Raw genomic sequence first — 14,282 nt, forward strand, 5'->3', positions numbered from 1 at the left:
GTGTCAGCGCTCCCATAGCCGCCAATAATTGGTGAACGGCAATGTAATGTGTGCGATTTGCTTGCACAAGTGCTAGCTGAGCATCCAGTAATTCTTGTTCTTGGTCCAACAAATCGAGTGTTGTTCTGAGCCCAACAGCCAATTCTTGTTCTGCTCCATCAAATGCAATCTGTGCAGCTTCCACTTGTTGTTGAGATGCTTCAATTGTGCGCTGGGATGCTAAAGCTGAATGCCAAGCCCGAGTAACCTGCACCAAAACAGATCTTTCAGCAGCACGATGCTGTAAACGCAATTGATCGCGCTCCAAAGCCGACGCCCGGATTTGTGATGAAATACGGCCACCTGTATATAACGGCAGCGTCAACTGAGCCACAACAGACGCGTTCTCATTGTTAAACGTATCGTCTTGATAAGTCTGACTTAGGCCAGCGGCGCCCACAATAGAAATGTCAGGACGGTTTTGCCCTTTAGCTGAACGCAACCTTTGCTCGGAAGCCTTTACGCTTGCCTTTGAAGCCACTAAATCAGGATTATATTCCATCGCAGCATTTATTGCGTCATCTAGGCCCTCTGGATAATCAGGTGTGAAATTCACCGCTTCTAACTGAGTCGGCCACCGCCCAACCAATTCTTGGAACACTGCGCGATTAGCAACAAGATTAGCTTGCGCAGTAGAAAGTTGGGCTTTCGCACCAGAATAACGCGCCTGCGCTTGAGCCACATCAGTACGTGTCACTTCACCAACTTCAAATCTATCAGAAGCCGCTTCCACTTGGCGCACCAATACACTCACATTGTTTTTACGGATATCTACTTCAGCTTCACTAGCAAGGACATCCATATAGTTTGTAACGACGTTTAAGATCATATCTTGCTCAAACGCGAACAATTGACTTTCTGCCTGCGTGACGCCGGCCGCTGCCTCGCCTATTGCAGCATCATTACGGCCACCATTCCAAAGACTTTGACGAACCTCCAAACCAAAAGTGGTTTGAGGTGCCTCAAAATCAGCAAACGCAGTTCTACCATTGCGTGAAATTGCGTATCCAGCAGAAGAACTCACACTCACTTGAGGCCGTTTAAGCGCGTGCGCCTGAGACAATCTCTCATCAGCAATCATACGAATTTTGCGCTGCGCAAGTATAGAAGGATTACGCTGGTAAGCAGCGCTTATTGAATCAGCAAGCGACTCAACTGTTAAATCAGGATCACTATCAGAAGAATTTAACTGCGCGTTGTCAGCATCAACTGACGAGACCACATATTCTCCCTCTGCCCCTAACAAAATATCATCAGGAGAGGTCGCTGCATTGTCCTGAGCAAAAGAAATTCCACTGCTCAAGACAGCTGATGTAATTAAAACTGAAATCAATGTATTACGCACAACAATCCTCAACTATATAAATCCACAGCTGCTTTGAACAAACTCAAAACACAACCAAGAGTATATCGGGACAATATTAATCCACCCTAACGAAAATACATGAAGAGTGCGCCAATAAATTCATCCAAAGTAAATAGTACTAAAAAACGAAGGATTCAGCCTTCTCAAAGCCAGGTAATGCAGGCGGCGCAGCATCGAACACGCTCCGGCAAGCAAAAGAATCACCCGAACGAGTATATATTCTTGCTTGGCTTAATTTGCCTTCGCGTACGATCACAGCAAGACGACCATTTTGCTTGAGCTGATCTTTCCATTCTTGTGGAATGACTTCAACTGATCCATTCACAAAGATAACATCAAACGGGCCTTGAGATGCCAAACCTTTTGAAATGTCACCGGCAACAACGTCTGCATTGTCTATATCGAGGCTATCCAAACGTGCAGATGCAGCTTCAGCCAATGCTTCGTCTGTTTCAACACCCACAACAGCTGCTGCAAGTTTCGCAAGTATCGCTGCTGAATACCCACTACCAGAGGCAACATCCAAAACTTCATCATCTGCTTGAATTTTAGCGGCTTCAACTAATTTAGCAAAATCACGTGCGCGCCACATATAACGTCCCTGTGACGTTTCATGCTCAAATTCTGCATAGGCTAGAGAGTGGCGTGACTTTGGCAAGAAAACCTCGCGCGGCACATTTTGAAGTGCGGCGTGGATACGGCGGTCCGTAACATCGTTAGGGCGAACCTGAGTGTCGATCATGGTTTCGCGTGCGACAGCATCGTTCATTGCAGCTTCCCTGTATATCTGTTTGAGCTGGCTTAAATCTATTGCGCAACATGTTTAACAACATGTGGATAGTCGGCTATTAGCATAGGATGACAACTTGGCAATGCGACGAATAGTTTTATTCGCTGTTAGCCGCCCTTCCAAACGCAAATTAGAACAATAAACTATCTTTATGCGTATGAAGTAAGCGATCAAATTCGAAAGAATTTCTGGAACAAGCGCGGCAACATATTTTGAAACTTTAAAGGCGCATCCGTCACAGCCAGACACACACATGCACTATCCTGCATTGCAATAGGTTGGTGGGGCGCATCATGCCCAACAGTCTGCATATCCCCTAAATTAAACGCCTGATCACCGTCATAATATCCACCGGCAACAACTTGCGTAAGTTCTACGCCATTATGCCCATGTGAAGCAGCAGCAACGCCAGCTGGTATATAAAGAAGGCGGGCTATCAAACCATCTTGTTCATGCAGAATTTTCTGTTTAACCCCGCCGCCCATAGTGGACCATTTAATATCCTTCAAATCACCCGCGAGCGAGCGCAAGGGTTCAGGAAAGACAGGAGTTTCATTTTCAAGCGTTACGAAATGAGTCGGTTTAACGTCCGAATCCGAAATTTCAGCTTCATCCATATTATCCAAAAGATCCATCGCACTGAGAGACACGGTCTCAGTTGAATTTTCTTCCATGGATACGGCCAACACATCTTCAAAGAACGCAACACGCTGACGGCAATGGCTACACATCGCTAAATGAGTCGCGACAGCAAGACTCCAACTATAATCGAGATCTCCAGCAGCGTAGAGATACAAAAAATCGTCATTTACATGGTGAGAAATTTTCATATCGATCCCTCTCCTAAATCTTCATCTATCAAGGCGCGTAATTTGGATAGCGCTAATCTCATGCGTGATTTCACAGTTCCCAAAGGCGTCTTCAAACTTTCAGCAATTTCAATGTGAGTTTCGTCAGAAAAGTAAGACCGTTGCAGCACTTCTTTTTGGCTTTGAGGCAATTTATCCATCGCGCGCTGTACAGCTAATGCGCGCTGCTTACCCGTAAGTACATCATCTCCAGTCAATATCGGATCGGGATGAAACGCAGGATCATTGACATCGGGTTCTGGTCGGTTCTGCCGCCGCAATAAATCTATGCGCTTATTTCTTGCTATCGTAAAAATCCAAGTCGATACAGCAGCTTTATCCTCACTATATTGAGAGGCTTTGCGCCAAACAAGAACAAAAGTCTCCTGAACTATCTCTTCTGCCATCTCATTAGACGCGCCATATTTTAGCATTTGAGATTTCACACGCGGCGCAAAATGGTCAAATAATCTAGAAAAAGCGTCTCTATCTTTAGATTGTCCGACAAGCAGAAGGTCTTGAGACCAATTAACGGATAATTCGCGCTCTACCAAGATTTGCCTCTCTTGCTCCAAAACCAATTGGCTCTCACCTACTTCACGCACAACTTGCATTCGACCAGAGCGACGCGCAATGGCAGAATTGGCTGGTTTGCGTCGAATATGCAAGCGCCGGTGATCAGTCTTTCGGATTGGATTAAGAGTATTCATAACAGCTAATACGAGGGAGAGGCTGGGCCGGATCACTTCTTTTGTATTTGAATCCACAAAATTTCTCAGTGATCCAAACAACATTCCCTGTCGTATCAATTCCAGAAACAAACTTTAAAACCAGATTTTGGATGCGACATGGCTTACGACACAACAAAACCTCAAAAGCCGACAAGCTCAAAGAATATCGCAATTATTGGCGGCGGAATTTCTGGCTTGGGCGCTGCATGGAAACTTTCCCAAAATCACAATGTCACCCTGTTTGAAAGTGAAGCTGAATTGGGTGGCCACGCCCGCACCCGCATGGCCGGTCCAAATAGAGATATCCCGGTTGATACCGGATTTATGGTCTTTAATGACGCCACTTACCCAAATCTCATAGACCTATTTAAAACCCTCAACATTGCCAGCACGCAAACAAGCATGTCCTTTGCTGTTTCCTTGGATGATGGCGCTTTTGAATATGGTTTATCCAATCTTGGCCGTGTTTTTGCTGACCCTAAAAATGCAATAAGCCCTAAATTTATAGGCATGTTGCGCGACATTCTAAAGTTCAACAAACAGGCGACAACCCAAACTTTAGATCCCAATCTGACACTGAAAGAATTGCTTGATAATGTTGGTGTAGGTGAATATTTCCGCCAGCGTTATCTCTATCCTTTAGCTGGAGCCATATGGAGCACCGCTCGACAGGACATGGAAGCCTTTCCGGCCCAGAGTTTTGTACGTTTCTTTGAAAACCATGGTTTATTATCGGCCCATAACGGACCCAAATGGCGCACAGTCATCGGCGGCAGCAAAACCTATGTTGATAAACTTCATGCCGCCTTAGAAGCTAATCAAGTTATTATAAAAACGCACACGCCTATCGCTGCGACAGGCCGTTCCCCTCAACCTTGGATCAAAACAGAATCTGGTGAAACCGAACGCTTTGATGAAATCGTGTTCGCTTGCCATTCCGATCAGGCACTTAAAATAGCGTCTGACTCCTCTCATGAAGAGCTAAACACCCTATCTGCCCTGAGATACCACCCCAACAAAGTCTATCTCCATGGTGACACATCCCAAATGCCCAACCGCAAATCGGCTTGGTCTTGCTGGGTTTATCGCGGCGACACAAATGCTGATGAAACAAATGGATCTTTCACTTATTGGATGAACCAATTGCAGCACATCCCCGACGAAACACCCGTATTTGTGACGCTCAACCCCAAACAACCTATAAACGAAGACCTTATCTATGATGAAACAGAGCTGTGGCACCCGCAATTTGATGTGAAAGCTCTCAATGCTCAAAACCAATTAGATTCAATTCAAGGCAAGAATAATTATTGGTTTTGCGGAGCCTATACGCGCTATGGTTTCCATGAGGATGGATTGATCAGCGGTTTGAATGTCGCTCAATCAATTCAGGCAGCTAGCGCCATTGAGGTGACATAGCTGTGCAATTAGCCCCCAACATATCAGAAAGATCAGCAAAGCTTTTAAAGGCCAATGTTTTCCATAGCCGAAATGGAAAAGTCAAAAATGCTTTTAATTATAAAGCTGATTATGTCTTGTTTCCCATTTCAAAAGCAGACCCCAATCTCCCCTATGGACTGACACGCAACAAATTTGGGATATGGGCCATTAATGATGTGGATGTCGCAAATGCAAAATCCACACTATATGATTATTCCCAATCACTCATCAAAACATGTTCCATTCCAGCAAAAGCTGCTGCAATCGTTGAACTTTTAACAATGCCCGCTTTTCTAGGGTATAGTTTTAATCCAATCAGTTTTTGGTTGTTTAAAGACAGCGAAAAAAACCTTCGCGCAATTGTTGTCGAAGTGACAAATGTCGGCCGCGACCGCCACTCCTATCTTTGCAAAATGCCGGATTTCGAACCCATAAGATCCACCGATAAAATCACAACTGACAAACGTCTTCATGTGTCTCCCTTCCAGACTTTAGACGGCAATTATCGTTTTCATTTTGACGTCACATCAGATTATTTCAGTGTTCGAATTCAGTATGAAACACCTAATGAAGATGGTCTCACCGCCACACTCCAGGGTGAGTTTCTTGCGTTGAAAACCCGCACAATTTTATCTTCCTGCCTCCGCCTACCTTTAGGCGCTTTGCGAGTCATGAGTCTGATCCATTGGCAGGCAATCAAACTAAAAATCAAAGGTGCGAAATTTCGCCGCCGCCCGTCTCCTCCAACACAGGAATTGTCTCAATGATTTTTTCTAAATCGAGTTCAGAGAAAAAGTTTTTCCAATTATTGGAGAACATCCATACCGGAACGCTAACAGTCGAAATGCCTGATGGTAAAACGCATATTTTCGGGCAAGGCCTTCCTGCCGTATATTGGCAGATAAAACATTGGGATGTGCTGCCTGCTTTAGCTTTGCGCGGTGATGTTGGCCTTGGTGAAACATATGCGCAAGGTATGTGGGACACACCAGATCTTGAAGCGCTATCCACTTTGGCATTGCTCAATCATGATGTAATCAAAACACCTTTTGGCGGAGCCACATTCCAACGCCTTTTATTTATTGCAACTGACAGATTTGCACGCGCAAACTCCAAAGCTGGCTCTCGGCGTAATATTTCCGCGCATTATGACATATCAAACGATTTTTATAGCCGTTGGTTAGATCCTAGCATGACTTATTCCGCCGCGCTTTATACTGACGAAAACCAATCGCTTGAATCAGCTCAAAATGCCAAATACGACCGCCTCATAAACGCGGTCGCAAATTCGGGTGAAAATACATTGGAAATTGGCTGTGGTTGGGGCGGCTTTGCACAGCGATCACTTGAGACCAGTGATAATAAGCTAACCGCTGTTACCATTTCAAAAGAACAACATCGCTTTGCAAACGACCGCATAGCCAAGCATGGGCTGGAAAAACGCGCCGATATCCGCTTAGAAGACTATCGCGACATTAAAGGCAAATTTGATTCAATCGTGTCTATCGAAATGGTAGAAGCTGTTGGGCAACGCTATTGGCCCACCTATTTTAAAACCATAAAAGATAAACTCGCTGACAATGGTCGCGCTGCCTTGCAAGCGATTATTGTCGAGGACGACACATTCGATATTTATCGCACCCGCACCGATTTTATTCGCCAATACACATTCCCAGGCGGCATGCTGATTTCACCCGGTGAGATTAATCGTCAGGCAGAGCGCGTCGGGCTTAAAACAGAAAATCTCTTCCGTTTTGGAAAAGATTATGCACGCACGCTCAGAGAATGGCGTTCAAAATTTGAAGATTGCATTCCTGAACTTCAGTCAGAAGGCTACAAGCCCGAATTCCTCAGAGGATGGAAATATTACCTAGACACATGTGCAGCCGCTTTTGAGCAAGGAAACCGGACAAATGTCGTTCATGTGGAGCTGACACATGCTTAGTCTTTTTCCAATTATTCTAGCTTTGCTCATATCTGATCCAGCAATATCAAAACCCACAACTTCAGACATGAAACTTGTCGGCACGGCCAAATATTATTTTGGGCCTTTCAAACTCTATGACGCCGCTCTTTTGTCTAAAGATGGTCGCTATTCCAAAGAAAACCGTTTTGATCTGACTTTGACATATGCACGTGACATCTCAGCGACCAAACTAGCCAATGCATCCATTATCGAAATGGCCCGCCTAACTGAAAAAACAGAAGAAGAGCTGGAACACTTACGTTCTCCGCTAGAATCTTGTTTTGGCGATGTGGAAAAAGGCGTCGTCATAACGGGTCAAAAACTCTCGGCAGATAAAACCAATTTTTTCAAAAATGGCGAACTGACCTGCCAAATGCAGGAGTCAGATTTTAGCGATGCCTTCTTTGCTATCTGGCTCGATCCCAATGGCCGTTACCCATCTAAAACTTCAAGCCTAATCGGCAAATAGTTTTCAATAATTCAAAGGCTGCTCCATGACCTATTTTTCGACAATTGTTTTCATTATTGTATCCTTGTTTCTACTCTCTGGCTGTGTCTGGGGGTTTTCTCACCAAAAGCCCGCTGATTACGCAGAAGCAACACCTGTCTTTGATCCCAAGACAACACTTAAAGGAGACTATCTCTCCGAAGGTTTGATCTATGATTACACAGGCAAGGTCGTCTCTCGTTTCAAAGCCCGCATGACAGGTAATTTTGACGAAAATGGCGGCACATTAGCTGAGCACTTCATTTATGCATCTGGCAGAGAAGACAGACGCGAATGGACACTAAAATTTAAAGAAGACGGCGGCTTTACCGCAACAGCTCCAGATTTGGTTGGCGAAGGCGTTGGCATTGCTTCAGGCAATAGTTTGCAAATGAAGTATAAGCTGAAACTAGCAGAAGATGCTGGTGGACATGTCCTCAGCGTCACTGATTGGATGTATCTCACAGATGAAGGCACTATCATCAACCGATCTCAAATGCGAAAATTTGGTATCAAAGTGGCTGAACTTGTCGCTGTTTTTAAACACAGAGACATCGCCGAAGATTCGGTTTTCTACAATAAAGGGGATAATAATCTGGAGGCTGCTGAATGACACAGTCAACCTCTTGGGAAGGCACACACTATTGGATAATTGGCGCAAGCGCAGGCCTTGGTGAAGCATTAGCAAAACTCTTATCAGCTGATGGCGCAATTCTCACCCTTTCCGCTCGCAATGAAGACGCCTTAGAAAAACTGGCGAATAAACTACCTTCACCAGCGAAAGCCGCACCATGTGATGTCACTGATAGTAAAAGCATTGCATCGGCATTTGAAACGGTGATCCAAAATGGAGACCTTGATGGCATTGTGTTTTGCGCAGGACAATATGCACCCATGACGGCGCAAACTTGGGATGTTGAAAATGCTGCATCAATCTGCGACGTCAATTTCACGGGGGCAATCCGCGTTCTAAGTCAATACCTGCCCTATATGAACAAACAGAACTCCGGCCATATTGTGATGATCGGTTCGCTTTCTGGCTTTAAGGGTATTCCAGCTAGCTCAGCCTATGGTGCCAGCAAAGCGGGCGTGATGCATTTGGCCCAAGGTTTAAGAGCTGACTTAGACCCAGATAAATTCAAAATACAGCTCATCAACCCCGGTTTTATCAAAACCCGATTGACTGACAAAAACGAATTCAAAATGCCATTTATAATGTCACCAGATGAGGCCGCCCAACGCACAAAATCTGCGATGGAAACGAATCGGTTTCAGACAAATTATCCCAAACGGTTTGCACTTATATTTCGTTTGCTAGGTCTGCTACCTAATTCACTGTATTTTCCGGTTGTTCAGAAATTTTTTAAAACCAAATAGAATTTGTGATTGCTCACACCCCTATCTGAAACACATCTGAACCAATTTACGTCACCGTATTGTACCAACAACACCGCCAAACACAGAAAATCAACACAACCCCCTCACAAATTCCACAATGGATAGAGACTGGTTCGACACAGATTTAGCAATTTTCAGTATAAAACTGGATAAAAAGCCTTCACTAATTAGTAAAAGCTGATAAGTAAGCTCCCTCACTATCGATAGCTTCTGTTGTCGAATCTTGATTGGCAACTAAGTTGCTGGTCAATATAATGATTTCAATGGTTAGGCCGCGTGGCGGAGTGGTTACGCAGCGGATTGCAAATCCGTGTACTCCGGTTCGAGTCCGGACGTGGCCTCCATTGTAAATCTTCTATGCGTCATTTGAAATTTTAACGCATTCCAATCCCGCTCAATCTAATTTTCCATTTATCAAGCTAATCTTGCAGCTCTTGTTTTGACATAAAACAAGAAACTCAAGCTTATTTGCATATTCAAAAAACTGCACAGGCTTCAAAGTTAACAAATAATTCTGAAAACTGATAAAATTAAAACGAAATTTTAGGGAAATTCAATAATTTAACCACTCATTAACCCAAATGGAGCATATTGCCTATGTCTTCTCTGAAGACACCCACCATCACCCAACGCCTTGACGGGAGCTTTTTCTAGCTCCCGTTTTTTTTGTGCCGTTTTTAGGTGAAAATCCAATTTTTTTTAAAAGAAATGCATTTTGAGGCAAATTAGGGATTGCACATATTTGGAACGCTAGATATACCGCGTCCTCTAACGTTGTTCCGCGATAGCTCAGTTGGTAGAGCAATCGACTGTTAATCGATTGGTCGCAGGTTCGAGTCCTGCTCGCGGAGCCATTCCCTTTCAGATTTTGAAAGGATGATTTATCTCTCCCTCAAAATCTATCTTTGCGGCTTTGGTTTAAAAACAAATAGCATTGTCATCGTAAAATTGAATACCAACCCAACCAAAGTGCCCGGAATAACAGCAAGTAACGGCCCCCACTCTACATATTGCTGTACATCAACAACTTCATCTAAGCCAGTTCCTAATGCCTGAATCCAGTCTTTAAATGGAGACAGATAGACGAATGCTAAATAGGTGAGATAATTCGCTGCGCCGCCTAATGCATTTGCAGAGAAGAATCGAACGAATCCATTGATCCAATTTATTTGCTTTGCCTCACTGGCGAAAACAAATTGACGGTTTAACGAATATGTCGCGCAAACAGCGACCAGAAATGAAATAATGCGAGCATATATTGGGTTAAGAAGGTTCAAAACAGCAGACAACACAGCAATGTCTACAAGCAATCCAACCAAACCAACCATGCAAAAGCCAAATAGTTTCCGCAGTGTTTGCCTAATCGCCTGTTTCATCAACAATACCCAATCTTTGAACTGCCTTAGAGGTATTAAATACTACGCGGCGAAGTCATTTGCTTTCCACTCACGACGCTAGTTTCTTCTATTTGAAAAATCTTGTGTCGTTTGCGTTCTGAACTCTTGAGATTACACTACACTGTCTTCAACGTGCCAGTAAGCGCTCGCTAATTCATGATCAAGGAACAGGTCGCATGCACCGGAAACATACCCGTAATACCAAACGCTATTCCAAATTATTGCTATCAGCCTGCACAACCCTATTTATGAGTGGATGCACTAGCGTAAACACTAATCTAGAAATGCAATCTCCGCAGACTGAAGCCAGAAAACTACATGATCAATTTGTCGTCATGGACACGCATTTAGATACGCCCGCTAATCTTGCAAAACCCGGCTTCGATATCACCCAACGTCACGACCCTATTTTAGATTATTCTCAAGTCGACCTCCCACGAATGGTTGAAGGCGGTTTGGATGGTGGTTTCTGGGTTATTTACACACAGCAAGGCCCGCTAAACGATCTTGGTTACCAAACAGCGAGAGATCATGCTCTCATGCGCGCCATCGCCATACAGCGCATGTTAGCCGCTTATCCTGAGCATTTTGAAATAGCGACGAAGTCCAGCGATGCTGCTCGCATAAAATCAGAAGGAAAACGCATTGTTTATCAAAGCATAGAGAACTCATACCCTCTGGGTGAAGATATTTCCTTGCTGCGTACATTCTATAATTTTGGTGTCCGTATGGTTGGTCCGGTCCACTTTGCTAACAACCAATTTGCAGACAGCGGTACTGATTTAACGGGACCAAAATGGAATGGTCTTTCTCCCTTAGGTGAAGAGCTTGTCAAAGAAGCAAACCGGCTTGGCATGATCCTCGATGCATCCCATGCGCATGACCTCACATTTGACGATATGGTAGAGCTGTCCGCAACGCCTATAATCCTCTCTCATTCCGGCACCAAATCCCTGTATGACCACCCGAGAAACCTTGATGATGAGCGGTTAAAAACACTAGCGGCATCGGGCGGAGTCATTCAAATGAATGCGCTAGGCGCATATCTAAAAGAACTGCAAGAGCAACCTTTCCGCAAAAAAGCTTATGCCGATCTACGTGAAGAATCAGCATTATACGGCTCAAACCCAACACCAGAGCAAAGCGCACTTTTACTAGAAAAACGGCGCAAGATTGATGCAGAATTTCCAGCTGATATGGCCGACTTTGAAGACTTTGCAGAGCAGCTTTTATATGTCCTAAAGCTTATCGGCCCTGATCATGTAGGTATTGGTGCAGACTGGGATGGTGGCGGAGGCGTGATAGGTATGCGCGATATCGCAGCCTTTCCCCTCATCACAGAACGATTATTAGCTGAGGGATATACTCAAGAAGATCTTGAAAAGATTTGGGGCGGCAATGTCTTGCGTTTAATGGAAGCTGCTGAAGATTATGCCGCGTCACTAAAAAACTAGCCATTTTAAAAGAGCCAAACAAAACAAAGCGTTTGGCTCTTTTTATTGTCTTTAATTTCAGCTTAGAAGGACACGCTCAACTCGCCTGTCAGTAGTTTAGCTGTCACATCACGAAGTATAACATCCATTGGTTGATCTTCCGTGATGAATGGCGCAAGAGCGCGCACCTTTTCAACTTGGGCAAGGACACGCGGACCAACCATCAGCTCTGTTAACTCACCAGATTTTAAGCGCAATTCAATCGCTTGAGTGGCTGCCATCATATGCGCAGCGGCAACTTGCGCTGTCAGCTCGTTCACGCGCAATGCATCACGCGCTGCAATCGTGCCCATGCTAACCTTATCTTGGTTATGGCACTCAGTAGAGCGAGAGAAAACAGACGCCGGCATAGTAAGTTTACACGCTTCAGCAGTCCACGCAGACACACCAATCTGAACTGCTTTAAAGCCATGATTTATAGGAGCACGTTCTCCAGTTGCACCCGACAAATTAGACGGCAAACCATTGGAATACCGCGTATCTACTAACGTAGCGAGTTGACGGTCCATAAGATCAGCAAGATTGGCGACTTGTGTTTTTAGCGTATCTGCCACCATACACACATGCCCACCATAAAAATGGCCGCCATGAAGAACATCACCCGTCTCGGGGTCAAATAGTGGGTTATCATTTGATGAGTTGATCTCAGTATTGAGAACTGATTCCAGCATTGGCATCGCATCTTGCAACACACCAATCACATGCGGTGCACAGCGTGTTGAATAACGATCCTGCATGCGGACCGCTTCATGGTTTTCCTGCATGGGGGCAAGATCTTCACGAATGCGCTGGGCCACTAACATCTGACCTTGATGCGGCTTGGCATTAAACAAGCGCGCATCAAAGTGGCGCGTATTTCCTAGGATACTCAGGGAACACATAGATGTTAGCCGCGTCGCCGCTGCCATTAATCGTTTGGATTGTTCTAGCGCGATACCAGCAAGCGCTGACATCACAGCCGTACCATTCATGATCGCAAGTGCTTCTTTAGGCTGAAGAATGATTTCCTGTAGCCCTTCTTGCGCAAACGCTTCACGCGATAATTTAATCTCACCTTTGTGCAAAACATCGCGCTCACCCGCCAATGCACCCGCAATATAAGAAAGCGGCGTTAGATCACCTGAAGCTCCCACTGATCCTTCAGAAGGAATACACGGCAAAATATCAAGTCGCAGCATATTGGCCAGCAACTCAACCAAGTCCATAGACACACCAGACCAACCGCGCACCAATGTCACCAAACGCACAGCCAGCGTTGCACGTGTTTCTTCTGGCGTTAGAAAACGCCCCATGCCGCAGCCATGAAAGCGCGACAAATGCAATGGCAGCTCAGCGACTAATTCAGGCGGGACAGCGCGAACAACGCTATCGCCATAGCCCGTCGTTACACCGTAAATTTTACCATCATTCTTGAGCAGATCAGTGACGTGTTTGGCTGAAGTATTGATCACAGCCAACACATCAGGATTCGTTGAAAGGCGTGGTTGAACCCGCTGCGACGCTAAATCATCCAGAATTGCCGTGTCCAATTGCGCTTCACCAAAAGTGAAACTTGGAAAATCACCAGTATCAGCAGCCATCGTCTTATTCCATTCCCTACCCAAAACACCCTAAATCTGAATGTGATGGGGTATTCTTGCTCTACAAATCAGCACACCCAACACAACGAGGCTTCCCATCTCTGTGCGATGTACGAAAGTTCAGCGCTCTTCATACGCCTGAGAAAGAAAAAAGAACACCCCATCAAATTGATATGGGTTTGGATTTTCCAACTAAGTTAAATTTTGACAGAACACATTCAAAATCAATGAAATTTGCCTTGTTCTTGCCCTGCTCTCCAGCCAAAATAAACAATTAAGATTTTAAAAATCGGGATGTAACCATGAAGCCCCATCGATCCAAACGATTCATTCTTGCAGCAATAACTAGTGTTATCGCCAGCTTAACATCCATGACCGCCACGGCTGAAACAGAGCTTATTTCTGTTGAAGATGCTTATGAAAAGTCCATCAATGGTGAAGTTATTCTCGTCGACATACGCACACCACAAGAATGGACACGGACTGGCACCCCATTATCGGCCCGTCTTGTAACGCTGCAAAGCGAGAGATTTTTATCAACAATCAATGCTCTACAAGCGGAAAGGCCCGATGCTTCAGTTGCACTTATCTGTCGCTCTGGCACCAGATCGACACGCGCAGCCCAAATTCTGGAAGAAGCTGGCATAAAGCATATTTACAACGTCAAAGAAGGTGTTGAAGGCAGCCCAAATGGAACAAGCTGGATATCCAAAGGTCTGCCACTTGATCGCTTCCCACTTGAATAAT

General features: G+C 44.9%; 14 protein-coding genes and 2 tRNA genes. 10 read left to right on the plus strand and 6 right to left on the minus strand.

Features of this window, described 5'->3' with window-relative positions; translation table 11 throughout:
• From AC5EF3_RS08750 to AC5EF3_RS08765, 4 genes are all read right to left on the minus strand, one after another.
• A partial coding sequence (locus tag AC5EF3_RS08750) for a TolC family outer membrane protein (protein ID WP_493547765.1) occupies positions 1-1,384 on the minus strand: 1,384 nt, incomplete at its 3' end.
• A 139-nt stretch (positions 1,385-1,523) separates the two neighbouring features.
• Positions 1,524-2,174 carry a protein-L-isoaspartate O-methyltransferase family protein gene (locus AC5EF3_RS08755; protein WP_015827168.1) on the minus strand — a complete coding sequence of 217 codons (651 nt, stop codon included), beginning with the start codon at positions 2,172-2,174 and terminating at the stop codon, positions 1,524-1,526.
• A 191-nt stretch (positions 2,175-2,365) separates the two neighbouring features.
• Positions 2,366-3,025: a ChrR family anti-sigma-E factor gene (locus tag AC5EF3_RS08760; RefSeq protein ID WP_493547766.1), complete on the minus strand. Its 660-nt coding sequence runs from the start codon at positions 3,023-3,025 to the stop codon at positions 2,366-2,368.
• Positions 3,022-3,810, minus strand: a complete 789-nt coding sequence (locus tag AC5EF3_RS08765; RefSeq protein ID WP_493547767.1) for a sigma-70 family RNA polymerase sigma factor — start codon at positions 3,808-3,810, stop codon at positions 3,022-3,024. Before AC5EF3_RS08765 ends, AC5EF3_RS08760 begins: the two co-directional genes overlap by 4 nt.
• Before the next feature lie 81 nt (positions 3,811-3,891).
• On the opposite strand from AC5EF3_RS08765, the gene AC5EF3_RS08770 reads away from it, so the two are divergent.
• The 8 genes from AC5EF3_RS08770 to AC5EF3_RS08805 all read left to right on the plus strand — a co-directional run bounded on the left by AC5EF3_RS08770 (position 3,892) and on the right by AC5EF3_RS08805 (position 9,919).
• Positions 3,892-5,193, plus strand: coding sequence for an NAD(P)/FAD-dependent oxidoreductase (locus AC5EF3_RS08770; RefSeq protein WP_493547768.1), 1,302 nt, complete (start codon positions 3,892-3,894; stop codon positions 5,191-5,193).
• Positions 5,194-5,195: 2 nt separating this feature from the next.
• Positions 5,196-5,981 (plus strand): DUF1365 domain-containing protein, encoded by a 786-nt coding sequence (locus AC5EF3_RS08775; RefSeq protein WP_493547769.1) that lies wholly within the window; start codon positions 5,196-5,198, stop codon positions 5,979-5,981.
• Positions 5,978-7,159: a class I SAM-dependent methyltransferase gene (locus AC5EF3_RS08780; RefSeq protein WP_493547770.1), complete on the plus strand. Its 1,182-nt coding sequence runs from the start codon at positions 5,978-5,980 to the stop codon at positions 7,157-7,159. The genes AC5EF3_RS08775 and AC5EF3_RS08780 overlap by 4 nt, the downstream gene beginning before the upstream one ends.
• Entirely contained in the window at positions 7,152-7,649 is a 498-nt protein-coding gene (locus AC5EF3_RS08785; RefSeq protein WP_493547771.1) for a chalcone isomerase family protein, read from the plus strand. The genes AC5EF3_RS08780 and AC5EF3_RS08785 overlap by 8 nt, the downstream gene beginning before the upstream one ends.
• Before the next feature lie 25 nt (positions 7,650-7,674).
• Positions 7,675-8,280 (plus strand): DUF3833 domain-containing protein, encoded by a 606-nt coding sequence (locus AC5EF3_RS08790; RefSeq protein WP_493547772.1) that lies wholly within the window; start codon positions 7,675-7,677, stop codon positions 8,278-8,280.
• Positions 8,277-9,044: an SDR family NAD(P)-dependent oxidoreductase gene (locus AC5EF3_RS08795; RefSeq protein ID WP_493547773.1), complete on the plus strand. Its 768-nt coding sequence runs from the start codon at positions 8,277-8,279 to the stop codon at positions 9,042-9,044. The genes AC5EF3_RS08790 and AC5EF3_RS08795 overlap by 4 nt, the downstream gene beginning before the upstream one ends.
• 291 nt (positions 9,045-9,335) lie before the next feature.
• Positions 9,336-9,409 (plus strand) — tRNA-Cys (locus AC5EF3_RS08800).
• Between the two features lie 434 nt (positions 9,410-9,843).
• Positions 9,844-9,919 (plus strand) — tRNA-Asn (locus tag AC5EF3_RS08805).
• 45 nt (positions 9,920-9,964) lie between these two features.
• Here AC5EF3_RS08805 and AC5EF3_RS08810 read toward each other — a convergent pair.
• Positions 9,965-10,441: a GtrA family protein gene (locus tag AC5EF3_RS08810; RefSeq protein ID WP_493547774.1), complete on the minus strand. Its 477-nt coding sequence runs from the start codon at positions 10,439-10,441 to the stop codon at positions 9,965-9,967.
• 197 nt (positions 10,442-10,638) lie between these two features.
• Between AC5EF3_RS08810 and AC5EF3_RS08815 the strand changes: the two genes are divergently transcribed.
• Positions 10,639-11,916, plus strand: a complete 1,278-nt coding sequence (locus tag AC5EF3_RS08815) for a dipeptidase (protein ID WP_493547775.1) — start codon at positions 10,639-10,641, stop codon at positions 11,914-11,916.
• A 62-nt stretch (positions 11,917-11,978) separates the two neighbouring features.
• Here AC5EF3_RS08815 and AC5EF3_RS08820 read toward each other — a convergent pair whose 3' ends face one another.
• Positions 11,979-13,535 carry an HAL/PAL/TAL family ammonia-lyase gene (locus tag AC5EF3_RS08820; RefSeq protein ID WP_493547776.1) on the minus strand — a complete coding sequence of 519 codons (1,557 nt, stop codon included), beginning with the start codon at positions 13,533-13,535 and terminating at the stop codon, positions 11,979-11,981.
• 302 nt (positions 13,536-13,837) lie between these two features.
• Between AC5EF3_RS08820 and AC5EF3_RS08825 the strand changes: the two genes are divergently transcribed.
• Positions 13,838-14,281, plus strand: a complete 444-nt coding sequence (locus tag AC5EF3_RS08825) for a rhodanese-like domain-containing protein (protein ID WP_493547777.1) — start codon at positions 13,838-13,840, stop codon at positions 14,279-14,281.
• The last annotated feature ends 1 nt before the right edge of the window (position 14,282 follow it).

This window comes from Hirschia sp., from assembly GCF_058892565.1.